A 22,132-nucleotide genomic window follows, 5' to 3' on the forward strand; every position below is an offset into this window, starting at 1 on the left:
AACAAGGCCGACATGGTCGACGACGCCGAGCTGCTCGAGCTGGTCGAAATGGAAGTGCGCGAGCTGCTCAGCAAGTACGACTTCCCGGGCGACGACACGCCGATCATTCACGGTTCGGCCCGTCTGGCGCTGGACGGTGATCAAAGCGACATCGGCGTGCCGGCGATCCTGAAGCTGGTCGAGGCACTGGATTCGTTCATTCCGGAGCCGACCCGCGACGTCGACCGTCCCTTCCTGATGCCGGTCGAAGACGTGTTCTCGATCTCCGGCCGCGGCACCGTGGTGACCGGTCGTATCGAGCGCGGCATCATCAAGGTCGGCGACGAAATCGAAATCGTCGGCATCCGCGATACCCAGAAGACCACCGTCACCGGCGTGGAAATGTTCCGTAAACTGCTGGACCAGGGCCAGGCAGGCGACAACGCCGGTCTGCTGCTGCGCGGCACCAAGCGTGACGACGTGGAGCGCGGCCAGGTGCTGTGCAAGCCGGGTTCGATCAAGCCGCACACCGAGTTCGAAGCCGAAGTCTACGTGCTGTCCAAGGACGAAGGCGGCCGTCACACCCCGTTCTTCAAGGGCTACCGTCCGCAGTTCTACTTCCGCACCACCGACATCACTGGCGCCTGCCAGCTGCCGGAAGGCGTGGAAATGGTGATGCCGGGCGACAACGTGAAGATGGGCGTGACCCTGATCAACCCGGTCGCGATGGACGAAGGCCTGCGTTTCGCCATCCGTGAAGGCGGTCGTACCGTCGGCGCCGGCGTGGTTGCCAAGATCGTCAAGTAAGAAGCCTGCATTGCGGCGGCCTTGGTCGCCCGCGCAGCGAAGAAGGGCCGGCGCAAGCTGGCCCTTTTTTGTGGCGAATGCCTGAGCCGGAAGTCGGCGTGGTGCGTCATCGCGTCGGCGATAGGGGCTTGCATGGGCTGTATGCGCTCCGTTAAAATGAGCGGCTCGGTGTCCCTGGGTAGGGCGCCGAGCTACAGCGAAAAGAACGGCAGGAGGCCGCTCGTGTTCGCCAGACCGGGAAGGTCGCGTTGCATGGAGCATTCAACAACTCACAGGTTGTTGACCGTGCTCTTGTTGCGCACTATACTTTTCCGTCTGGGCAGGCCGGTTTACCGGGCTGCCTCAGTTTTTGGGCGGAGGAATGCCCTCGCCGGCAGGATGCGCGGCGACTTCATCTACGCAGGAATATCGGGGCAGGTATCCCAGAGGCCTTGCCCGTCGCTCTTTTAACGAAGGAAGCTTCCGTCATGTCGGAACAAAAGATCCGGATTCGGTTGAAGGCGTTCGATCATCGTTTGATCGACCGTTCGGCCAGCGAGATCGTCGAGACGGCCAAGCGGACCGGCGCGCAAGTGCGTGGCCCGATCCCGCTGCCGACCAAGATCGAACGTTACACCATCCTCGTATCCCCGCATGCCGACAAGGATGCGCGTGACCAATACGAAACCCGCACGCACAAGCGCGTGCTCGATATCGTCGACCCCAACGACAAGACCGTGGACGCGCTGATGAAGCTCGAACTCGCGGCTGGCGTCGATGTACAGATCAAGTTGACCTGAGGACTACGACCATGACGAAGAAATATTCGTTGGGCTTCGTGGGCCGCAAGGCTGGCATGAGTCGCGTCTTCACGGAAGACGGTCGCTCGGTGCCGGTTACGCTGATCGAAGCAACTCCGAACCGCATCGCGCAGATCAAGACCGTCGAAACCGACGGCTACAGCGCCGTGCAGATTACCGTTGGCGCCCGTCGTGCCGCGCTGGTCAACAAGCCGGCTGCTGGCCACTTCGCCAAGGCGAAGGTGGAAGCGGGTCGCGGCCTGTGGGAATTCCGCGTCGAAGACGCCCAGCTCGGCGATTTCGCCGTCGGCGGCGAAATCAAGGCGGACATCTTCGAGGTCGGCCAGAAGGTCGACGTCCAGGGCGTCACCAAGGGTAAGGGTTTCCAGGGCACCATCAAGCGCTACAACTTCCGTATGGGCGACGCAACCCACGGTAACTCGCTGTCGCATCGCGCGCCGGGTTCGCTGGGTCAGCGCCAGACGCCGGGTCGCGTTTTCCCGGGCAAGAAGATGTCGGGCCACATGGGCGCCGTGCAGCAGAGCACGCAGAACCTGGAAGTGGTCAAGGTCGACGTCGAGCGTGGTCTGATTGCTATCCGCGGCGCCGTGCCTGGCGCAGCTGGTGGCGACGTGATCGTCCGTCCGGCGAGCAAGGCATAAGGAGAGATGACGATGGAACTCGTTATCACGGGTAGCAACAACAAGGTCTCGGTCTCCGACGCCGTGTTCGGTCGCGAATTCAGCGAAGATCTGGTTCATCAGGTCGTCGTCGCCTATCGCAACGCCGGGCGCGCCGGTACCAAGGCGCAGAAGACGCGTTCGGAAGTCAACGGCACGACCAAGAAGTCGAAGAAGCAGAAGGGCGGCGGTGCGCGTCATGGCGCGCTGACGGCTCCGATCTTCGTCGGCGGTGGCGTGACCTTTGCGGCCAAGCCGCGCAGCTTCGAGCAGAAGGTCAACCGCAAGATGTACCGCGCGGCCATCTGCGCGATCTTCTCCGAGCTGAACCGTCAGGGCCGTCTGATGATCGTCGACGCGTTCGACCTCGAAGCGACCAAGACCAAGGGCCTGATCGAGAAGCTGAAGGGACTGGACGTGGGCAAGCGCCCGCTGATCGTCACCGAAGAAGCGTCCGAGCACCTGTATCTGTCCGCCCGCAATCTGCCGTATGTGCAGGTGCGTGACGTGCAGGGTCTGGATCCGGTCGCCCTGGTCGGGGCCGATACGGTCGTGATCACCGCCGATGCGGTCAAGAAGGTCGAGGAGTGGCTGGCATGAGCAGCAACGAAAAAATCTTCAGCGTGCTGCGTGCTCCGCGAGTCTCCGAAAAGACCGCGCGCCTGCAGGAAATCTCCAACCAGTATGTCTTCGAAGTCTCGAACGAAGCCACCAAGGCCGATGTAAAGGCCGCGGTCGAGCAGTTGTTCGACGTCAAGGTCGAGGCCGTCAACGTGGTCAACGTCAAGGGCAAGAGCAAGTCCTTCCGTAACCGTGCTGGCAGCCGTGGCAATTGGCGCAAGGCGTACGTCCGCCTGGTCGATGGTCAGTCCATCGACGTAACGGCCAAGGCCTGAGGTCCATCCCATGCCATTGATGAAGTTCAAACCCACCTCCGCCGGCCGTCGTTCCGCCGTGCGCGTGGTTACTCCCGATCTGCACAAGGGCGCACCGCACGCGGCGCTGCTCGACTCGCAGAGCAAGTCCGGTGGTCGTAACCACCATGGCCGCATCACCGTGCGTCACGTCGGTGGCGGTCACAAGCAGCACTACCGCATCATCGACTTCAAGCGCAACAAGGAAGGCATTCCGGCGCGTGTGGAGCGGATCGAATACGATCCTAACCGTACCGCTCATATCGCCCTGCTGTGCTATGTCGACGGCGAGCGCCGCTACATCATCGCTCCGAAGGGTCTGAAGGCTGGCGATCAGGTCATTGCCGGTGCCAACGCGCCGATCAAGACCGGCAACACGCTGCCGCTGCGCAATATCCCGGTCGGTACGACGGTCCACGGTATCGAGCTGAAGCCGGGTAAGGGCGCTCAGATCGCACGTGCTGCCGGTGCAGCCGTCCAGCTGGTCGCTCGCGAAGGCATCTACGCCACGCTGCGTCTGCGCTCGGGCGAAATGCGCAAGGTGCCGGTCGAATGCCGCGCCACCATCGGCGAAGTCGGCAACGACGAGCACAACCTCGAGAAGCTGGGCAAGGCCGGCGCCAAGCGTTGGCGCGGTGTTCGCCCGACCGTTCGCGGTGCGGCCATGAACCCGGTCGACCACCCGCACGGTGGTGGTGAAGCCAAAGCCGGTCAGGGTAATCCGCATCCGGTCACCCCGTGGGGTGTGCCGACCAAGGGTTACAAGACGCGCAAGAACAAGCGCACCCAGCAGTTCATCGTCCGCGATCGTAGGGGCTAATCGACCATGGCACGTTCACTCAAGAAGGGCCCGTTCGTCGATCACCACCTTGCAAAGAAGGTGGAGTCTGCTGCGGGTAGCAAGAAGCCGATCAAGACCTGGTCGCGCCGTTCGATGATCCTGCCGCAAATGGTAGGCATCACCATCGCCGTGCATAACGGCAAGAACCACATTCCGGTGCTCGTCAACGAGAATATGGTCGGCCACAAGCTCGGCGAATTCGCCGTCACCCGGACCTTCAAGGGTCACGGTGGCGACAAGAAGTCGGGTAGGTAAGGAGAGATGACGATGGAAGCGAAAGCAATCCTGCGCACCGCGCGCATCTCCCCGCAGAAGGCCCGCCTGGTCGCCGACCAGGTGCGTGGTTTGTCCGCCGAACGTGCGGTCAATCTGCTGAAGTTCTCGGACAAGAAGGCTGCTCACCTGATCAAGAAGGTGGTGGAGTCGGCGATCGCCAATGCCGAGAACAATCAGGGCGCGGATGTCGACGAGCTGAAGGTCAAGACCATCATGGTTGATGAGGGTCCCTCCCTGAAGCGTTTCATGGCGCGGGCGAAAGGCCGCGGTACCCGCATCCTCAAGCGCACCAGCCACATCACTGTGGTTGTGGGCGCCGCCAAGTAAGCGGAAAGGAAAAGACCATGGGTCATAAAGTTCATCCGACTGGAATTCGCCTGGGCATCGCCAAGGACTGGAATTCCAAGTGGTACGCAAACAAGGCCGAGTTCGCCGGTTACCTGGCAGCCGACCTGAAAGTGCGTGAAATGCTGCGCAAGAAGCTCGCGCAGGCAGGTATCAGCAAGATCTTGATCGAGCGCCCTGCCAAAACCGCCCGCGTGACCATTCATACCGCCCGCCCGGGCGTGGTGATCGGCAAGCGTGGCGAGGACATCGAAAAGCTGCGCAAGGAAGTGAGCGAGCTGATGGGCGTTCCGGCGCACATCAACGTCACCGAAGTGCGCAAGCCCGAGCTGGACGCGCAGCTGGTTGCCGAGTCGATCGCGCAGCAGCTCGAGCGTCGCATCATGTTCCGCCGCGCGATGAAGCGCTCGGTGGGTAACGCGATGCGCGTGGGCGCGCTGGGCATCAAGGTCAACGTCGGTGGTCGCCTCAACGGTGCGGAAATCGCCCGTTCGGAGTGGTACCGCGAAGGCCGCGTGCCGCTGCACACGCTCCGTGCCGACATTGATTACGGTTTTGCCGAAGCGTCCACGACGTACGGCATCATCGGCATCAAGGTCTGGATCTATAAGGGCGAGGTTTTCGACTTCTCCCAGGTTGGCCAGGAAAAGCAGGACGACAGCCCGCGCAACGATCGTAACGATCGCGGCGATCGCGGTGACCGCCCGTCGCGCCCGGCTCGTGAAGCGAGGTAACGGCAATGTTGCAACCCAAGCGAACCAAATATCGCAAGATGCACAAGGGCCGTAACGACGGCCTGGCATGGAGCGGAAACGCCGTCAGCTTCGGCGAGTACGGCCTGAAGGCCACTGCGCACGGTCAGCTGACCGCGCGTCAGATCGAAGCAGCACGCCGCACGATCAGTCGCCATGTCAAGAAGGGCGGCAAGATGTGGATCCGTGTGTTCCCCGACAAGCCGATCACCAAGAAGCCGATCGAAGTCCGCATGGGCTCCGGTAAGGGTAACGTGGAGTACTGGGTCGCGCAGATTCAGCCGGGCCGCATGATCTATGAAATCGAGGGTATCCCCGAAGAGACTGCACGTGAGGCATTCCGCCTTGCCGCCGCCAAGCTCTCGGTGACCACCACTTTCGTGACCCGGACGGTGCGCTGATGGATATCAAACAACTCCGCGAAAAGTCGGCTGACGAACTGAAGGCCCACCTGATCGATCTGCGTAAGGAGCAGTTCTCGCTCCGCATGCAGCAGGTCACCGGCCAGCTGCCGAAGACCCACGAAACCCGCCGGGTGCGCCGCGAGATCGCTCGCGTCAAGCACCTGCTCGGCAGCACCAAGTAAGGACGGCCGCGATGAGCGACAACAATCAAAAGCAGACGCTGCGCACGGTCGAAGGCCGTGTCGTCAGCAACAAGATGGACAAGACGGTCACCGTGTTGGTGGAGCGCCAGGTCAAGCATGCTCTGTACGGTAAGTACATCAAGCGTTCGACCAAGCTGCACGCGCACGACGCCGACAATGCCTGCAACGAAGGCGATGTCGTGCGTGTGACCGAAATTGCTCCGATGTCCAAGACCAAGAACTGGCGGGTGGTCGAAATCGTCACCCGTTCGGCCGAATAAGGGAGATCTGAATCATGATCCAGATGCAGAGCTACCTCGATGTCGCCGACAATTCGGGTGCCAAGGAAGTGATGTGCATCAAGGTGCTGGGCGGCTCCAAGCGCCGTTACGCACACATTGGCGACATCATCAAGGTGACCGTCAAGGACGCCATTCCGCGTGGCAAGGTCAAGAAGGGCGAAGTCTACGACGCCGTCGTGGTGCGTACCCGCAAGGGTGTGCGCCGTCCCGACGGTTCGCTGATCCGCTTCGATGGCAATGCCGCTGTGCTGTTGAACAACAAGCAGGAGCCGATCGGGACCCGCATCTTCGGGCCGGTGACGCGCGAGCTGCGTTCCGAGAAGTTCATGAAGATCGTCTCGCTCGCTCCCGAAGTGCTGTGAGCGGAGAACATACACATGGCTAACCGTATCAAGAAGGGCGACCAGGTCGTCATCAACACCGGCAAGGACAAGGGTAAGCAGGGTGAAGTGGTGCGTGTGGACGGCGATCGCGTGATCGTCGCCAACGCCAACGTCATCAAGCGCCACACCAAGCCGAACCCGCAGGCGGGTGTCGCCGGCGGCGTGGTCGAGCGTGAAGCGTCGATCCATATCTCCAACGTGAATATCGTCAACCCGGCAACGGGCAAGGGCGAGCGCGTTGGCTTCAAGGTGCTGGAGGATGGACGCAAACTGCGTGTGTTCCGCTCCAGCGGTGAGGCGCTCGACGCCTGAGGAATGAGATCATGAACACTCGTCTCGAAAAGTTTTACAAGGAAAACGTGGTGCCGGCCCTGATGAAGGAATTCGGCTACACCAATCCGATGGAAGTCCCCAAGCTGGTCAAGATCACGCTCAACATGGGCGTGGGCGAGGCGGCAACCAACAAGAAGATTCTGGAAAATGCGGTCGCCGACATGGCCAAGGTCTCCGGCCAGAAGCCGGTGGTCACCAAGTCGCGTGTCTCGGTCGCATCGTTCAAGATTCGTGACGGTTGGCCGATCGGCTGCAAGACCACCTTGCGTCGCGCCAAGATGTACGAGTTCCTGGATCGTCTGATCAACATCTCGCTGCCGCGCGTGCGCGACTTCCGTGGTGTGTCGGGTCGCTCCTTCGACGGTCGTGGCAACTTCAACATGGGCGTGAAGGAGCAGATCATCTTCCCGGAAATCGACTTCGACGCCGTCGATGCGATCCGCGGCATGGATATCGCCATCACCACCACCGCCAAGACGGATGCGGAAGCGAAGGCGCTGCTGGCAGCGTTCAAGTTCCCGTTCCGTAACTAAGGGTTAGAGACATGGCTAAGACCTCCATGATCCACCGCGACATCAAGCGTGCAAAGCTGGCGAAGAAATTTGCCGGCAAGCGTGATGCGCTGAAGAAGATCCTCTCCAGTCAGGATGCGTCCTACGACGAGAAGATTGAGGCTTCGACCAAGTTGCAGAAGCTGCCGCGCGACTCTTCGCCGAGCCGCCACCGCAACCGTTGCGAGCTGTCCGGTCGTCCGCGCGGTGTCTACCGCAAGTTCGGTCTGGGTCGCAACATGCTGCGCAAGGCCACCATGAACGGCGACGTTCCGGGCCTGCGCAAGGCAAGCTGGTAACAGCAATCCGGCCGTTCGCGGCCGGTCTGGACAGGTTTGTTCTGTTCAACAGGGGAGTCCGACGCAAGTCGGGCTCTTTTGTCGTATACTCCCGCTTCTGTCTTGCCCGCTGCGGGCTTGGCGGTGCGTGAAGGGTCCTGGCCCGTCCCCAGGAAAACACAAGATTTTCGCGAAAGCGGATATCGGTGCACTCAAAGGTACTCATATGAGCATGACTGATCCCATCGCCGACCTGCTGGTTCGCATCAAGAATGCGGCAGCGGTTGGTAAGCAGACGGTGAAACTGCCGTCGTCCAAGATCAAGGTTGCGATCGCCCAAGTCCTGAAGGACGAGGGTTACATCACCGACCTGCGCGTTACGGCCACCGAAAACAACAAGTCGGAGCTGGAAATCGTGCTGAAGTATTTCGAAGGCCGTCCGGTCATCGAGACCCTGAAGCGTTTCTCGCGCTCGGGTCTGCGTCAGTACCGCGGCAAGACCGAGCTGCCCAAGGTCCTGGGTGGCCTGGGTATCGCCATCATCTCCACGTCGAAGGGCATCATGACCGACGCACAGGCTCGCGAAGCCGGTGTTGGTGGTGAAGTCCTGTGCTTCGTGGCCTAAGGGAAGGAGTCGAACATGTCCCGTGTAGCCAAGAAGCCCGTGTCCCTTCCGAAGGGTGTTGAACTCAGCGTCCAGCCCGAGCTGGTCAGCGTCAAGGGCCCGAAGGGCACGTTGACCCTGCCGAAGCCGGCTGGCGTGGAAATCGCCGTCGACGGCGGCGTCGCCACCCTGTCGGCCAATGATCCGTCGCAGATCGCCATCACCGGCACCGTGCGCGCCATCCTGGCCAATATGGTCAAGGGCGTGTCCGAAGGCTTCGAGCGCAAGCTCGAGCTGGTCGGCGTGGGCTACCGTGCCGCCATGCAGGGCAAGGATCTGAGCCTGGCGCTCGGTTTCTCGCATCCGCTGGTGTTCGTGGCGCCGGAAGGCATCACCCTGGCGACCCCCAGCCAGACCGAAATCGTGGTGCAGGGCGCCGACAAGCAGCGCGTCGGCGAAGTTGCTGCCAAGATCCGCGGTTTCCGTCCGCCGGAGCCCTACAAAGGCAAGGGTGTGAAGTACGCCGGTGAAGTCATCATTCGCAAGGAAGCCAAGAAGGCTTAATGGCGAGTCCCTCGCAAGAGCCCGCACATCCATGTGCGGACTTTTGACAGGAGCGCGCTTTCCCTTCAGCTTTCGTAGGATAAATATCATGAGCATCAACAAGAACACCGCCCGCCTGCGTCGCGCCAAGTCGACCCGTGCACACATCCGCGAACTGGGCGTCGCGCGTCTGTCGGTGCTGCGCACCGGGCAGCACCTGTATGCGCAGGTCTTCACCGCTGATGGCTCCAAGGTCATCGCTGCGGCGAACACGCTGCAGGCCGACGTCAAGGAAGGCCTGAAGAACGGCAAGAACAGCGATGCGGCCACCAAGGTCGGCAAGCTGATCGCCGAGCGCGCCAAGGCGGCGGGCATCGAGAAGGTCGCATTCGACCGCTCGGGCTACCGCTACCATGGCCGCATCAAGGCCCTGGCAGACGCAGCTCGCGAAGGCGGCCTGCAGTTCTGAGTACTGCTGCAAGGGTGGCTGCAAGCCGCCCTTGCGTTCCGCCGGCCGGGTCAAGGCCGGACCGACCCGTTCTTCTGCAACGGCATCGGGAACACCGTTGGACCTCACAACCATAAGCGGCCTCGAGCCGTACATACCCAATCAATCAAGGAATCAAGATGGCAGAAGAACGTGCACCGCGGGGTCGTGATCGCGACCGTAACCGCGAAGAGAAAGTCGACGATGGCATGATCGAGAAGCTGGTCGCGGTCAACCGCGTCAGCAAGACGGTCAAGGGCGGTCGCCAGTTCACCTTCACCGCGCTGACCGTGGTCGGCGATGGTCTGGGTAAGGTCGGTTTCGGCTATGGCAAGGCGCGCGAAGTGCCGGTGGCCATCCAGAAGTCGATGGAGCAGGCGCGCAAGAACCTGGCGACCGTCGATCTGAACAACGGCACCTTGTGGCATGCCGTCAAGTCGGGCCATGGCGCGGCACGCGTCTACATGCAGCCGGCTTCGGAAGGTACCGGCGTCATCGCGGGCGGCGCCATGCGCGCAGTGCTGGAAGCGGTTGGCGTCAAGAACGTGCTGGCCAAGGCCGTCGGTTCGCGTAACCCGATCAACCTGGTCCGTGCAACCCTGAAGGGTCTGTCGGAAGTGCAGTCGCCGGCGCGTGTTGCGGCCAAGCGCGGCAAGAAAGTGGAGGAGCTAAACCATGGCTAAGGACACCAACAAGACCGTCAAGGTGCGCCTGGTGGGTGGCCTGCGTGGAACCCAGGCACGTCACCGCCTATCGGTGCGTGCGTTGGGCCTGAATAAGCTCAACGATGTGCGTGAACTGAAGGACAGCCCGCAGGTGCGTGGCCTGATCAATACGGTTCACTACCTCGTCAAGGTTGAGGAGTAATCCAATGACTCTGCGTCTTAATGACCTCAAGCCCGCCGATGGCGCCCGTACCGAGCGCACCCGCGTCGGTCGTGGTATCGGTTCCGGCCTCGGCAAGACCGCTGGTCGCGGTCACAAGGGTTCGTTCGCCCGTAAGGGTGGCGGCAAGATCAAGGCCGGCTTCGAAGGCGGCCAGACCCCGATGCAGCGCCGTCTGCCCAAGATCGGTTTCCGCTCCAAGATGGCGCGCGATACCGCCGAAGTGCTGTCCTACCAGCTGGACAAGCTGGAAGCCGGTGATGTCGACTTCGCAGCGCTGCGTGCGGCCAATCTGGTCCCGAGCCGCGCCAAGAAGGCGAAGATCGTGCTGAAGGGCGAGCTGAGCAAGAAGTTCGTGCTGAAGGGCGTTGCGGCCACCGCAGGCGCCAAGGCGGCAATCGAAGCTGCCGGCGGCAGCGTAGAGGAGTAATCGGCAGATGGCGCAGGCTGGCATTGGTAACCTCGGTGGCGGGCTCGGCAAGTTCACGGAACTTCGCCAGCGGCTACTGTTCGTCCTCGGGGCATTGATCGTCTATCGCATCGGCTGCTATGTGCCGGTGCCGGGCGTCAATCCCGATGCCATGCTTTCGTTGATGCAGGCGCAGGGCGGCGGCATCGTGGACATGTTCAACATGTTCTCGGGCGGCGCCCTGCACCGTTTCAGTATTTTTGCGTTGAACGTGATGCCGTACATCTCGGCATCGATCGTGATCCAGTTGGCCACGCATATCTTTCCCGCCCTCAAGGCGATGCAGAAGGAAGGCGAATCAGGCCGACGCAAGATCACCCAGTATTCGCGCATCGGTGCGGTGTTGCTGGCGGTGGTGCAGGGCGGCAGTATCGCGCTCGCACTGCAGAACCAGACCGCTCCGGGCGGGGCCCCGGTGGTGTATGCACCGGGCATGGGCTTCGTGCTGACCGCAGTGATCGCCCTGACGGCCGGCACCATTTTCCTGATGTGGGTGGGTGAGCAGGTCACCGAGCGCGGTATCGGTAACGGCGTGTCGCTGATCATCTTTGCGGGCATCGTTGCAGGCCTTCCTGCGGCGGCGATCCAGACCGTCGAGGCGTTCCGCGAAGGCAATCTGAGCTTCATTTCGCTGTTGCTGATCGTCATCACCATCCTGGCGTTTACGCTGTTCGTGGTGTTCGTCGAGCGTGGGCAGCGGCGGATCACGGTCAACTACGCGCGCCGCCAGGGCGGTCGCAATGCGTACATGAACCAGACCTCGTTCCTTCCGCTCAAGCTCAACATGGCTGGCGTGATTCCGCCGATCTTCGCATCGAGCATCCTGGCGTTCCCGGCGACGCTGTCGATGTGGTCGGGCCAGGCGGCCTCGGGTGGCGTGGGCTCGTGGCTGCAGAAGATCGCCAATGCGCTTGGGCCGGGCGAGCCGGTGCATATGTTGGTGTTCGCTGCACTGATCATCGGCTTTGCGTTCTTCTACACGGCGCTGGTATTCAACTCGCAGGAAACCGCCGACAACCTCAAGAAGTCGGGTGCGCTGATCCCGGGTATCCGTCCGGGCAAGGCGACGGCCGATTACGTGGATGGCGTGCTGACCCGCCTGACCGCGGCTGGTTCGTTGTATCTGGTGATCGTCTGCCTGCTGCCGGAAATCATGCGTACCCAGCTCGGCACCTCGTTCCACTTCGGCGGCACCTCGCTGCTGATCGCGGTGGTGGTGGTGATGGACTTCATCGCGCAGATCCAGGCGCATCTGATGTCGCACCAGTATGAGAGCCTGCTGAAGAAGGCCAACCTGAAGGGCGGCTCGCGCGGCGGTCTTGCGCGCGGATAAGTGCTACACTAGATCTTCATTGCGTGAAGACGGCCTGGTTCCCGGGCCACGATCTTCCGATCAGAAGGGCGGCTCGCGCGACGTCTCGCGCGCGGGTGTGACGGGGTGGTCCTGTGCGGGAGTAGCACGGGCGATTCGGAGAAGTTTTTCGGATCAACACCGTCCGGCGCCGGAGCGAGGGCACACTCCCCACGCCGGGTCCATGGCACCTCTGGTTCCACGGGCTTCAAAGCAATCCGAGGCCTTGCTACAATTCCGAGTTCACTTTTGATCCATCCTGCCGGATGGCGCTTGGGCGCCGTCGGGCCATCACTCAGTTGGAGAATCGCGTCATGGCGCGTATTGCAGGCGTCAACCTGCCAGCCCAGAAGCATGTCTGGGTCGGGTTGCAAAGCATTTACGGCATCGGCCGTACCCGTTCGAAGAAGCTCTGCGAAGCCGCAGGCGTCACCTCGACCACGAAGATTCGTGATCTGTCCGAACCCGAAATCGAGCGCCTGCGCGCCGAAGTCGGCAAGTATGTCGTCGAAGGCGACCTGCGCCGCGAAATCGGTATCGCGATCAAGCGACTGATGGACCTGGGCTGCTATCGCGGTCTGCGTCATCGCCGTGGTCTCCCGCTGCGTGGTCAGCGCACCCGTACCAACGCCCGCACCCGCAAGGGTCCGCGCAAGGCGATCAGGAAGTAAGGGATAGATCATGGCCAAGCCAGCAGAAAAGAAGACGAAGAAGAAGATCAAGCGCGTCATCACCGACGGCGTCGCTCACGTCCATGCTTCGTTCAACAACACCATCGTCACCATCACCGACCGCCAGGGCAATGCGCTGTCGTGGGCTACCTCCGGCGGCGCCGGTTTCCGTGGCTCGCGCAAGTCCACCCCGTTCGCTGCCCAGGTTGCCGCCGAAAAGGCTGGCCGCGCTGCGCTCGATTACGGCGTGAAGTCGCTGGAAGTGCGTATCAAGGGCCCGGGTCCGGGTCGTGAGTCGGCCGTGCGTTCGTTGAACAACGTGGGCTACAAGATCACCAACATCATCGACGTGACGCCAATCCCGCACAACGGGTGCCGTCCGCCGAAGAAGCGTCGCGTCTAAAGGGAGCGATAAGAAATGGCTCGTTATATCGGTCCTACCTGTAAGCTCGCCCGCCGCGAAGGCGCCGACCTTTCCCTCAAGAGCCCGGCGCGTGCGCTGGACTCCAAGTGCAAGCTTGAGCAGAAGCCCGGCCAACACGGCGCGGCTCGCAAGGGCAAGCTCTCCGACTACGCCACCCAGCTGCGCGAGAAGCAGAAGGTCAAGCGTATCTACGGTCTGCTGGAACGCCAGTTCCGCAACTATTACAAGAAAGCCTCGACCAAGAAGGGCAACACCGGCGAGAACCTGCTGCAGTTGCTGGAAACCCGCCTGGACAACGTGTGCTACCGCATGGGCTTTGCCGTCACCCGTCCGGCCGCGCGCCAGCTGGTGTCGCACCGCGGCGTGCTGGTCAACGGCAAGTCGGTGAATCTGGCTTCGTACCAGATCAAGGCTGGCGATGCGATCACGCTGTCGGAAAAGGCTCAGAAGCAGCTCCGCGTGCAGGAAGCCCTGACCGTGGCTGAGCAGCACGACATGACACCGTCGTGGGTCGAAGTCGATTCGAAGAAGTTCAGCGGCGTGTTCAAGGCCGTTCCGGATCGCGCCGACCTGCCTTCGGATATCAACGAAGCGCTGATCGTCGAGTTGTATTCGAAGTAATTCACATTGGAGAGCCTCCGGCACTGCTGGAGGCTCGCAGGAGACCCCGCAACATGACGGTTACCGCCAACCAGGTTCTGCGCCCCCGTGGTCCGCAGATCGAACGTCTTACCGACAACCGTGCCAAGGTCGTGATCGAACCCTTGGAGCGCGGTTACGGGCACACGCTGGGCAATGCCCTGCGTCGTGTGTTGTTGTCGTCGATCCCCGGTTTTGCGATCACCGAGGTCGAAATCGACGGCGTGCTGCACGAGTACACCACGGTCGAAGGTTTGCAGGAAGACGTGCTGGACGTCCTGCTGAACCTGAAGGACGTGGCCATTCGCATGCATAGTGGCGACAGCGCGACGCTGTCGTTGTCCAAGCAGGGACCGGGGACGGTCACTGCGGCCGACATCAGGACCGATCACAACGTTGAGATCATCAACGGCGACCACGTGATCTGCCACCTGACCAAGGACACCGCGCTGAACATGCGCCTGAAGATCGAGCGTGGCTTCGGCTATCAGCCGGCTGCCGCGCGTCGTCGTCCGGATGAAGAGACCCGTACCATTGGTCGTCTGATGCTGGATGCGTCGTTCTCGCCGGTGCGTCGCGTTGCCTACGCCGTGGAAGCGGCGCGCGTCGAACAGCGTACCGATCTGGACAAGCTGGTCATCGATATCGAAACCAACGGCACGATCGATGCCGAGGAAGCCGTGCGCACCGCCGCCGACATCCTCAGCGATCAGCTGTCGGTGTTCGGCGATTTCACCCACCGTGATCGCGGTGCGGCCAAGCCGGCTGCCAGCGGCGTGGATCCGGTGCTGCTGCGTCCGATCGACGACCTCGAGTTGACCGTGCGTTCGGCCAACTGCCTCAAGGCCGAGAGCATCTACTACATTGGCGATCTGATCCAGAAGACCGAAGTGGAGCTGCTCAAGACCCCGAACCTGGGCAAGAAGTCGCTCACCGAAATCAAGGAAGTGCTGGCACAGCGCGGCCTTGCACTGGGCATGAAGCTGGAGAACTGGCCGCCGGCCGGTGTCGCCCAGCACGGCATGCTTGGTTGATGTATCAAGGCATGGGCGTCTTCGGGCGCCCATGTCTGTCTTCTGCATCGACGGGCTCGAGCCCGCGATGACATCCGGTCTAAGGACGGCCGGTTCGGACCAACCGCAGTCCATTCAACAGCGCCAGGATGGCGACAACGTCTCTCAAGTAGTCTCAACATTCCTTAGGAAATCACACTCATGCGTCACCAGAAATCCGGTCGTAAGTTCAACCGCACCAGCGCGCATCGCGAAGCCATGTTCCGCAATATGGCCGCCTCGCTGTTCAAGCACGAGCTGATCAAGACCACCTTGCCGAAGGCCAAGGAACTGCGTCGCGTCGCCGAGCCGCTGATCACCATCGGCAAGGTCGATGGCGTTGCCAATCGTCGTCTGGCGTTCGCCCGCCTGCGCGACAAGGAAGCGGTGGGCAAGCTGTTCGTCGAACTGGGCCCGCGTTACGCGACCCGTCCTGGCGGCTACCTGCGCATCCTGAAGGCCGGCTTCCGCGCTGGCGACAATGCACCGATGGCGTACGTCGAGCTGGTCGACCGTCCGGTCGTGGCCGAGGAAGTGGCCGAATAATCGGTTCGTCCCTCGCAAGATTCTCGAGAACCCGGCTCACGCCGGGTTTTTCGTTTCTGCGACAGGGGGGGACGATCCAGCGTGCGGTGGCGAGGCGCGAGTTTCCGCCCTGGTTCGAAGGCTGATGGCCTTATGGCTGTCCATGCGTGGGGCGTGTACCGTGCGACCCTGCGAGACCAGATTGCAGGCAGCATCGGCGCAGGGAGCGCAAGCAGCGCCGGGACGCAACGCAGGCCGACGGGCTTGCAAAGGAAGCGGGCCGAGGTGCGATGGAGCGTCCGGCGGCGTCTGCGGCCGCCGTGTCATGCAGTCGTGGACCGCGTGGCGGCGCCGATCCAGCGCGCTGCCACGCAATCAGCGCCGGGCGCATGCATGGCCGTCGAGCGGTATCGCTGGGGTGCAAGCTGGTGTTCTGCGGCGCGGCCGGATCGTCGGGTCGGTGGGGCGATACGCCGTGTCTGGCGACGCGACGCGCCCTAAGGCGGGTTCGGCAGGCGTGGTCAGCGCGCCGACGATCGCCGATAATTGCGGTCTCATCCCAGGCAAGCAATGACGATGAATCCGATCCGGTGGGGTTTTCGAGCGCAGTTCTTGTTGGGCTTCGCCGCCTGCGCGGGATTGCTGGCCTATGCGATCTATGTGCAGCTGCATCTGGGTCTCGAGCCGTGCCCACTGTGCATCTTTCAGCGGATCGCCTTCGCTGCGCTGGCGCTGTTGTTGCTGCTGGGTGCACTGCACGGGCCGCGGGCTGCGACCGGCCGCAAGATCTACGGCGTGCTGGCTTTCATCGCCTCGGGCGTGGGCATGGGGATCGCCGCCCGGCATGTCTGGGTACAGATCCGGCCCAAGGACATGATGTCCTCCTGTGGCCCGCCGTTGAGCTTCCTGAGCGAGACCATGGGGCCTTTCGAGGTGTTTCGGACCGTGCTGACCGGAACTGGCGATTGCGGCAACATCGACTGGCGGTTCCTGGGGCTGAGCATGCCGATGTGGAGTCTGGTGTGGTTCGTCGCGCTGGCGTTGTGGGCGTTGTATGCCGGCTTCAAGCCGCGGCGGACGTCTGTGCACCACTAGGCGGTGTTGAGGTTGTCGCCAGTTCCGGGTGTTTCGTTCGAGGCTGCCGCGCGGCTGTAGGCGGCTGACCGCGGCGTGAGTCCGCGCTGGAAAGGCCGGAGCCCGTCATGCGCGCGATCTCCGGGATGGCGGTATGGCCCTCATCCGCCCTGCGGGCACCTTCTCCCGCAGACGGGAGAAGGGTCGCCGTTGCCGGTCGATCTCTGCCGTCGGCAGCGATTCCATCGGCTTTCCCATCGTCACCGAGCAGACCACCTCTCCCGTTTGCGCGAGAGGTCGGCGCGCCCTGCGCGCCGGGTGAGGGCTGCGCGGTGCCCGCGGTTGCAGCCTGCTTCCGGGCTGCATCGCATCGAGGGAGGCTTTGCCTGACGGGCCGGCTCTGCCACCATCGCAGGCTGTCCAGGAGCTTTTCGATGAACTCTTCCATGCCTTCTCCCGTTTCCGATTCCACAGCGCCGTCTTGGACGCCTGGTAGCTGGCGCGACAGGCCCGCGCTGCAGTTGCCGGTGTACCCGGATCCGGACGCGTTGCGGGCCGCAGTGGACGAGCTGAGGCAGTTGCCGCCGTTGGTGACCTCGTGGGAGATCTTTGCGCTGAAGCGCCAGCTGGCCGAGGCGCAGGAGGGCAAGCGCTTCTTGCTGCAGGGCGGCGATTGTGCTGAGAACTTCAGCGATTGCGAATCGGGCACCATCTCCAATCGCCTGAAGGTGTTGTTGCAGATGAGCCTGGTCCTGGTGCACGGCCTGCGCCTGCCGGTGGTGCGGGTGGGACGCTTTGCAGGGCAGTATGCCAAGCCGCGTTCGGCCGATACCGAGACCCGCGATGGGATCAGCTTGCCGAGTTATCGCGGCGATGTGATCAACGCGCCGGCCTTCACCGAAGCCGCACGCGTGCCCGATCCGCGCCGCATGATCACCGCGCACTCGCGTTCGGCGATGACGATGAACTTCGTGCGGGCGCTGATCGATGGCGGCTTCGCCGACCTGCATCACCCCGAATACTGGAACCTGGATTGGGTGGGCTATTCGCCGCTGGCGGCGGACTACCAGAAGATGGTGGCATCGATCGGGGATGCGGTGCGCTTCATGGAAACGCTGTCCGGCGCCGAGGTGTACAACCTCAACCGGATCGATTTCTACACCTCGCACGAGGCACTGTTGCTGCCCTACGAAGAAGGTCTGACCCGGCAAGTGCCGCGCCAATGGGGCTGGTTCAACCTCAGTACGCATTATCCGTGGATCGGTATGCGCACTGCGGCGCTGGATGGTGCCCACGTGGAGTATCTACGCGGCGTACGCAATCCGATCGCCATCAAAGTCGGACCATCGGTGCAGCCGGACCAGCTATTGCGGCTGATCGACGTGCTCAATCCCGAAGACGAGCCCGGACGCCTGAGTTTCATCCATCGCATGGGGGCGGCGCAGATCGCCGAAAAGTTGCCGCCGCTGCTGGATGCGGTCAAGCGTGATGGGCGCCGGGTGCTGTGGGTCTGCGATGCGATGCACGGCAATACCGAAAGTACCGGCAATGGCTACAAGACCCGACGTTTCGACAATATTCGCAGTGAGGTGGAGACCTCGTTCGATCTGCATGCAGCTGCCGGCACGCGGCTGGGCGGAGTGCATCTGGAGCTCACTGGCGAAGACGTCACCGAGTGCACCGGCGGCGCGCGCGAATTGACCGAACGCGACCTGGAGCGTGCCTACCGTTCCAGCGTGGATCCGCGCCTGAATTACGAGCAGTCGCTGGAGATTGCGATGGCCATCGTGCGCAAGCAGCAACAGGTGAACGCGCAGCCGCTGGGGGCCTGAGCGAACCGTGCGCATGACGTGACGCTCATGCCGCCTGCGGCATGCTCTGGCAGCCATCCCTCTTTCCCCCACAGGAGGAACGGTTTGACTGCCGATTGGAACGTCATCCGCGAATACGCAATCCCGCTAGGCGCCGCGCTGCTTGCGGGCGTCGTCACCTGGTCGCTGATGCTGTGGCTGTTCCGCCGCATGCAGGGCCGCGATTACCGCCGCGCACGCATCATTCGCGTGGTCACCCTGCCGGCAGCATTCATTTTGCCGCAGCTGTTCCTGGGCGTGGCCACCGAGGCGACGCCGCTGTCGGGCAAGGCACTGGTAGCGGTGCAGCATCTGTTGCACGTCGGCATCGTCGGTTGCGTCACCTGGTTGCTGGTGCGCGCGGTGGCTGCGGGCGAAGCGGCGATTCTGCGCAGCAATCCCATCGAAGTGTCCGACAATCTCACCGCGCGCCGCATCCAGACCCAGACGCGGGTGCTCAGCCGTGTGGCGATGGGCGCGGTGATCCTGCTTGGCGTCTCGGTGGTGCTGCTTGGCTTCGAACAGGTACGCCAGATCGGCAAGACCCTGCTGGCCTCGGCCGGCATCATCGGGTTGGTGGCCGGTATCGCCGCCAAGCCGGTGTTCGGCAATCTGATCGCCGGCCTGCAGATCGCGCTGACCCAGCCGATCCGGTTGGATGACGTGGTGATCGTGGAAGGCGAGTGGGGACGTATCGAGGAGATCGGCAGCTCGTATGTCGTGGTGCGGATCTGGGACGAACGGCGCATGGTGGTGCCGCTGACCTGGTTCATCGAGAACCCGTTCCAGAATTGGACACGCGCCAGTGCGGACCTGCTCGGTACCGCGTTCCTGTGGCTGGACTACCGCACGCCGATCGCGGCGGTGCGCGCGGAGCTGGAGCGCATCTGCCAGAGCGAGCCGCTTTGGGACGGGCGGGTATGCGTCACCCAGATCACCGATACCAGCGACAACACCATCCAGGTACGCCTGCTGGTGAGCGCACGCAATTCCGGCGACGCTTTCGATCTGCGCTGTCTGGTGCGCGAGCGGATGATCGACTTTTTAACCCGCGAGCATCCGTATGCACTGCCCAGGATTCGCGCCGAGATTGCGGCGCAGGAGAAGCCGGCCTTGCGCGCAGCAGAGCCGATCGCGCCGGACAGCGTGCGCTCGCCGGGCGCCGAAGATGGCGAACCTGCGGCGACGACTTAGAGCGGCCAACACAGTGGCTGCGTTCACCGTCAGGTGGGCGGCCGGTGCTCGGTGCGGCAGTGCCACTCGGACACCCCGTTTCCTGGCACGCAGTTCATCCTCTCCGACGACTGCCCGCTATGTTCTGTAAGCCGCTCCTGGTGCGGCGTGCGTCCGCTAATGCCGGCGTCCAGGATCTGCGCCTCGAGCTGATACGTGCAACGCCTGCGTAACGTCTGCGCCTGATTCGCGACAGGTCGGGCCTTGATGGCGCGCGCGAACTCGCTGCGTGTAGCGGCCGACGCCGACCGGGCTGCTCGCGGCGGCCACGCAAGGCCCGGTCAATCACGTGGGAGCGATGGCGATGTCGGCGTCGACACGACCGTTGCGGCTTCCGAAGTGGCGGGACCTGATGCGGCTGGCGCACTCGGCGCATAGCCGGGCGTGAAACGCGCGTGGCTGCGTTGTTCGTACGCATACGCCAGCTCGATCAGGCGCGGCTCGCTCCAGGCGGTGCCGATGAACAGCAGGCCCAGCGGCAGGCCCCGGGTCTGGCCCATCGGCACGCTCAGGCTTGGATAGCCGGCCACCGCAGCGGCGCCATAACCGGCGCCGGGAAAGGTGTCGCCCTTGCCCAGCGTGGTGATCCAGGCTGGGCCGGTGGTGGGCACGATCAAGGCATCCAGACGATCGGCCTTCAAGGCCGCATCGATGCCTTCCGGGCCGGCCAGTCGTCGGGCACTGGCGCGTGCGCTCAGATAGCCCGCATCGTCGAGCCCCGGCGCCGCCTGCGCCTGTTCGAACAGCTCCTGCCCGAAGTGCGGCATCTCGTGTTGCGCGTGTTGGCGGTTGAATGCGATCAACTGCTCCAGGCTCGCCACGGGTGCACCGTGGCTCTGCAGATAGGCGTTCAGACCGGCCTTGAATTCGACCAGTAAGACCGTCTGCTCAGCAGCATCCCACTTGCCATCCGTGGCCAGGGCGGTCTCAACCACCGTGGCACCTGCCGCGCGCAAGGTCTGCACGGCGCGATCCAATGCGGCGGCGATCGCGGGATCCTCGCGCAGTGGATTGCGCAGCAGGCCCAGGCGCGCGCCGCGCAGGCCATCGGGTTTGAGGTGGGCGAGATAGTCGGGAGTGGACGAGGGCGCATTGCGCGTGGCCGAGTCCTGCGGATCGGGCGCGGCGATGGCCCGCAGCAGTGCGGCCGCATCGGCCACGCTGCGGGTCATCGGCCCGGCGGTGTCCTGGCTGGCCGAGATCGGGATGATGCCGTCGCGGCTGACCAGGCCCACGGTCGGCTTGAGCCCGACCAGGCCATTGACCGAGGCGGGGCAGGTGATGCTGCCGTCGGTCTCGGTGCCGATGCCGACCGTGGCCAGGCTGGCGGCGATTGCCGCGCCGGTGCCGGCGCTGGAGCCGCACGGGTTGCGGTCGAGCGCGTAAGGGTTGCGGGTCAGTCCGCCGCGGGCGCTCCAGCCCGAGCTGGACTGGGTGGAGCGGAAATTGGCCCATTCGCTGAGGTTGGTCTTGCCCAGGATCACCGCGCCAGCGGCGCGCAGGCGCTGTACCAGGAATGCATCGCGGTCGGGGCGGAACGTGGCCAGCGCCAGCGAGCCGGCGCTATTGACCATGGGCACGGCGTCGATGTTGTCCTTGAGCAGTACCGGGATGCCGTGCAACGGGCCGCGCACGCGACCGGCGCTGCGTTCGGCGTCGAGAACGCGCGCATCGGCTTCGGCCTGCGGGTTGCGCTCGATCACCGCGTTGAGCGTGGGGCCGGCGCGATCGATGCCGGCAATGCGCTGCAGGTAGGCGCGTGTCAGTTCCAGGCTGGTGGTCGTGCCCTCGCGCATGCGCGCCTGCAGGCCAGCGACGTCGGCCTCGGCCAGTTCGAGCGGCTTGTCGCCGGCAACCACCGCAGCTGCCGGTTGCGTCGAATCGCGGGCATGCGCACCGCCACACAGCGCCAGCAGCAGCGCGAAGGACAGAGTGGAAGATCGCATCGGTGCGGGTTCCCGGGGAAGTCTTCGCAGGCTAACGAAGCAGGATCGGGGTGACAACGGATGCGGCGTCCGCAAGGAACGCGCAGTGCGGGTCAGCGGCGACGCCGGACCAGATCGCGTGCCAGCACGCCGACCACGATCAGGTTGATCGCCAGCACGGCCCAGGCGGTCCAGCCGGGATGGCGGACGATGGCGTAGATATCGAACGGCAGGTAGATGGCCGCCGACAGGCAGCCCAGCAATGACGCCCAGGCCTTGGCACGCCACAGCCCCCAGGCTTCCACCACGTGCAGCAGGCCGTAGGCCAGCATCGCCGCGGCAGCCAGATGCACGGCATCGGGGTTGATGGTCTTGAGCAGCGACGGCAGCGCGCCGTGCTCGGGGTCCAGATTGAAACGGCGGATCAGCGTACTGACCGCATGCTGCAGCGGGAGCGGGCCCAGAATCTCCAGGCCCGTCGCCGCCAACAGCGCAAGCGTCCCCTTGACCGCCTCCAGCAAGGCGATCGCATGAAGGCCCGGATGCGCACGCGGATCCGGGCTATAGGATGGACGAGTCACGATTGCGAGGAGC

33 protein-coding genes and 1 pseudogene are annotated in these 22,132 nt (G+C 63.4%); 31 read left to right on the forward strand and 3 right to left on the reverse strand.

Going from position 1 to position 22,132, the window contains the following annotated elements:
• The 29 genes from LL962_RS07465 to LL962_RS07605 all read left to right on the forward strand — a co-directional run.
• A partial coding sequence (locus tag LL962_RS07465) for an elongation factor Tu (protein ID WP_228316471.1) occupies positions 1–786 on the forward strand: 786 nt, incomplete at its 5' end.
• Positions 787–1,253: 467 nt separating this feature from the next.
• Complete coding sequence (rpsJ, locus tag LL962_RS07470; protein ID WP_003486723.1) at positions 1,254–1,565, forward strand: 30S ribosomal protein S10; 312 nt, start codon at positions 1,254–1,256, stop codon at positions 1,563–1,565.
• Between the two features lie 11 nt (positions 1,566–1,576).
• Positions 1,577–2,227 carry a 50S ribosomal protein L3 gene (gene rplC / locus LL962_RS07475; protein WP_005993363.1) on the forward strand — a complete coding sequence of 217 codons (651 nt, stop codon included), beginning with the start codon at positions 1,577–1,579 and terminating at the stop codon, positions 2,225–2,227.
• 12 nt (positions 2,228–2,239) lie between these two features.
• Positions 2,240–2,845, forward strand: coding sequence for a 50S ribosomal protein L4 (rplD, locus tag LL962_RS07480; protein ID WP_104584658.1), 606 nt, complete (start codon positions 2,240–2,242; stop codon positions 2,843–2,845).
• Positions 2,842–3,141, forward strand: coding sequence for a 50S ribosomal protein L23 (gene rplW, locus LL962_RS07485; RefSeq protein ID WP_104584657.1), 300 nt, complete (start codon positions 2,842–2,844; stop codon positions 3,139–3,141). The genes rplD and rplW overlap by 4 nt, the downstream gene beginning before the upstream one ends.
• A 10-nt stretch (positions 3,142–3,151) precedes the next feature.
• On the forward strand, positions 3,152–3,979 hold the full coding sequence (gene rplB, locus LL962_RS07490) for a 50S ribosomal protein L2 (RefSeq protein WP_104584655.1): 828 nt from the start codon (positions 3,152–3,154) through the stop codon (positions 3,977–3,979).
• A gap of 6 nt (positions 3,980–3,985) precedes the next feature.
• A complete protein-coding gene (gene rpsS / locus LL962_RS07495; protein ID WP_104584654.1) occupies positions 3,986–4,255 on the forward strand; it encodes a 30S ribosomal protein S19 in 270 nt (89 codons plus the stop codon).
• 12 nt (positions 4,256–4,267) lie between these two features.
• Positions 4,268–4,603 (forward strand): 50S ribosomal protein L22, encoded by a 336-nt coding sequence (gene rplV / locus LL962_RS07500; protein WP_003486710.1) that lies wholly within the window; start codon positions 4,268–4,270, stop codon positions 4,601–4,603.
• A 17-nt stretch (positions 4,604–4,620) separates the two neighbouring features.
• The gene (rpsC, locus tag LL962_RS07505; RefSeq protein WP_104584652.1) at positions 4,621–5,355 is read left to right on the forward strand and encodes a 30S ribosomal protein S3; all 735 of its coding nucleotides are present in this window, start codon (positions 4,621–4,623) and stop codon (positions 5,353–5,355) included.
• Between the two features lie 5 nt (positions 5,356–5,360).
• The gene (rplP, locus tag LL962_RS07510; protein ID WP_003486706.1) at positions 5,361–5,774 is read left to right on the forward strand and encodes a 50S ribosomal protein L16; all 414 of its coding nucleotides are present in this window, start codon (positions 5,361–5,363) and stop codon (positions 5,772–5,774) included.
• Entirely contained in the window at positions 5,774–5,959 is a 186-nt protein-coding gene (rpmC, locus tag LL962_RS07515; RefSeq protein WP_104584650.1) for a 50S ribosomal protein L29, read from the forward strand. The genes rplP and rpmC overlap by 1 nt, the downstream gene beginning before the upstream one ends.
• A gap of 11 nt (positions 5,960–5,970) precedes the next feature.
• A complete protein-coding gene (gene rpsQ, locus LL962_RS07520) occupies positions 5,971–6,240 on the forward strand; it encodes a 30S ribosomal protein S17 (protein WP_104584649.1) in 270 nt (89 codons plus the stop codon).
• 14 nt (positions 6,241–6,254) lie between these two features.
• Positions 6,255–6,623 carry a 50S ribosomal protein L14 gene (rplN, locus tag LL962_RS07525; protein WP_003486699.1) on the forward strand — a complete coding sequence of 123 codons (369 nt, stop codon included), beginning with the start codon at positions 6,255–6,257 and terminating at the stop codon, positions 6,621–6,623.
• 15 nt (positions 6,624–6,638) lie between these two features.
• Positions 6,639–6,956, forward strand: a complete 318-nt coding sequence (rplX, locus tag LL962_RS07530; protein WP_104560422.1) for a 50S ribosomal protein L24 — start codon at positions 6,639–6,641, stop codon at positions 6,954–6,956.
• 11 nt (positions 6,957–6,967) lie between these two features.
• Complete coding sequence (gene rplE, locus LL962_RS07535; RefSeq protein WP_104584647.1) at positions 6,968–7,510, forward strand: 50S ribosomal protein L5; 543 nt, start codon at positions 6,968–6,970, stop codon at positions 7,508–7,510.
• An 11-nt stretch (positions 7,511–7,521) separates the two neighbouring features.
• A complete protein-coding gene (gene rpsN / locus LL962_RS07540; RefSeq protein ID WP_104584645.1) occupies positions 7,522–7,827 on the forward strand; it encodes a 30S ribosomal protein S14 in 306 nt (101 codons plus the stop codon).
• A 205-nt stretch (positions 7,828–8,032) separates the two neighbouring features.
• A complete protein-coding gene (gene rpsH, locus LL962_RS07545; protein WP_010371096.1) occupies positions 8,033–8,431 on the forward strand; it encodes a 30S ribosomal protein S8 in 399 nt (132 codons plus the stop codon).
• A gap of 15 nt (positions 8,432–8,446) precedes the next feature.
• Positions 8,447–8,974, forward strand: coding sequence for a 50S ribosomal protein L6 (rplF, locus tag LL962_RS07550; protein ID WP_104584644.1), 528 nt, complete (start codon positions 8,447–8,449; stop codon positions 8,972–8,974).
• 88 nt (positions 8,975–9,062) lie between these two features.
• On the forward strand, positions 9,063–9,422 hold the full coding sequence (gene rplR / locus LL962_RS07555; RefSeq protein WP_104584643.1) for a 50S ribosomal protein L18: 360 nt from the start codon (positions 9,063–9,065) through the stop codon (positions 9,420–9,422).
• Positions 9,423–9,580: 158 nt separating this feature from the next.
• Positions 9,581–10,123, forward strand: a complete 543-nt coding sequence (rpsE, locus tag LL962_RS07560) for a 30S ribosomal protein S5 (RefSeq protein WP_003486682.1) — start codon at positions 9,581–9,583, stop codon at positions 10,121–10,123.
• Complete coding sequence (gene rpmD / locus LL962_RS07565; RefSeq protein WP_104584641.1) at positions 10,116–10,307, forward strand: 50S ribosomal protein L30; 192 nt, start codon at positions 10,116–10,118, stop codon at positions 10,305–10,307. The genes rpsE and rpmD overlap by 8 nt, the downstream gene beginning before the upstream one ends.
• 4 nt (positions 10,308–10,311) lie before the next feature.
• The gene (gene rplO, locus LL962_RS07570; protein WP_039412803.1) at positions 10,312–10,755 is read left to right on the forward strand and encodes a 50S ribosomal protein L15; all 444 of its coding nucleotides are present in this window, start codon (positions 10,312–10,314) and stop codon (positions 10,753–10,755) included.
• A 7-nt stretch (positions 10,756–10,762) separates the two neighbouring features.
• Complete coding sequence (gene secY / locus LL962_RS07575; protein WP_104584639.1) at positions 10,763–12,127, forward strand: preprotein translocase subunit SecY; 1,365 nt, start codon at positions 10,763–10,765, stop codon at positions 12,125–12,127.
• A gap of 332 nt (positions 12,128–12,459) precedes the next feature.
• Positions 12,460–12,816: a 30S ribosomal protein S13 gene (rpsM, locus tag LL962_RS07580; RefSeq protein WP_104539893.1), complete on the forward strand. Its 357-nt coding sequence runs from the start codon at positions 12,460–12,462 to the stop codon at positions 12,814–12,816.
• Between the two features lie 10 nt (positions 12,817–12,826).
• Positions 12,827–13,219, forward strand: a complete 393-nt coding sequence (rpsK, locus tag LL962_RS07585) for a 30S ribosomal protein S11 (protein WP_003486671.1) — start codon at positions 12,827–12,829, stop codon at positions 13,217–13,219.
• Positions 13,220–13,234: 15 nt separating this feature from the next.
• On the forward strand, positions 13,235–13,861 hold the full coding sequence (gene rpsD / locus LL962_RS07590; RefSeq protein ID WP_002811641.1) for a 30S ribosomal protein S4: 627 nt from the start codon (positions 13,235–13,237) through the stop codon (positions 13,859–13,861).
• Between the two features lie 53 nt (positions 13,862–13,914).
• Positions 13,915–14,913, forward strand: coding sequence for a DNA-directed RNA polymerase subunit alpha (locus LL962_RS07595; RefSeq protein WP_002811635.1), 999 nt, complete (start codon positions 13,915–13,917; stop codon positions 14,911–14,913).
• Between the two features lie 180 nt (positions 14,914–15,093).
• The gene (gene rplQ / locus LL962_RS07600; RefSeq protein ID WP_003486665.1) at positions 15,094–15,477 is read left to right on the forward strand and encodes a 50S ribosomal protein L17; all 384 of its coding nucleotides are present in this window, start codon (positions 15,094–15,096) and stop codon (positions 15,475–15,477) included.
• A gap of 555 nt (positions 15,478–16,032) precedes the next feature.
• Positions 16,033–16,551, forward strand: a complete 519-nt coding sequence (locus LL962_RS07605) for a disulfide bond formation protein B (RefSeq protein WP_228316472.1) — start codon at positions 16,033–16,035, stop codon at positions 16,549–16,551.
• 61 nt (positions 16,552–16,612) lie between these two features.
• On the opposite strand, the pseudogene LL962_RS07610 reads toward LL962_RS07605, so the two are convergent.
• Positions 16,613–16,885 (reverse strand): annotated as a pseudogene (locus tag LL962_RS07610) (2-oxo acid dehydrogenase subunit E2); the annotation flags it as partial.
• 79 nt (positions 16,886–16,964) lie between these two features.
• Here LL962_RS07610 and LL962_RS07615 point away from each other — a divergent pair.
• Positions 16,965–18,362, forward strand: coding sequence for a class II 3-deoxy-7-phosphoheptulonate synthase (locus tag LL962_RS07615; protein WP_228316473.1), 1,398 nt, complete (start codon positions 16,965–16,967; stop codon positions 18,360–18,362).
• Between the two features lie 84 nt (positions 18,363–18,446).
• Positions 18,447–19,574, forward strand: coding sequence for a mechanosensitive ion channel family protein (locus LL962_RS07620; protein WP_104584633.1), 1,128 nt, complete (start codon positions 18,447–18,449; stop codon positions 19,572–19,574).
• A gap of 320 nt (positions 19,575–19,894) precedes the next feature.
• Here LL962_RS07620 and LL962_RS07625 read toward each other — a convergent pair whose 3' ends face one another.
• Both LL962_RS07625 and LL962_RS07630 read right to left on the reverse strand, forming a co-directional pair.
• Positions 19,895–21,544, reverse strand: coding sequence for an amidase (locus LL962_RS07625; protein ID WP_228316554.1), 1,650 nt, complete (start codon positions 21,542–21,544; stop codon positions 19,895–19,897).
• Between the two features lie 107 nt (positions 21,545–21,651).
• On the reverse strand, positions 21,652–22,122 hold the full coding sequence (locus LL962_RS07630; RefSeq protein ID WP_228316555.1) for a DUF2127 domain-containing protein: 471 nt from the start codon (positions 22,120–22,122) through the stop codon (positions 21,652–21,654).
• Positions 22,123–22,132: the final 10 nt, after the last annotated feature.

It is taken from the genome of Xanthomonas sp. NCPPB 1067, assembly GCF_020783795.1.
Taxonomy (GTDB): domain Bacteria; phylum Pseudomonadota; class Gammaproteobacteria; order Xanthomonadales; family Xanthomonadaceae; genus Xanthomonas; species Xanthomonas melonis.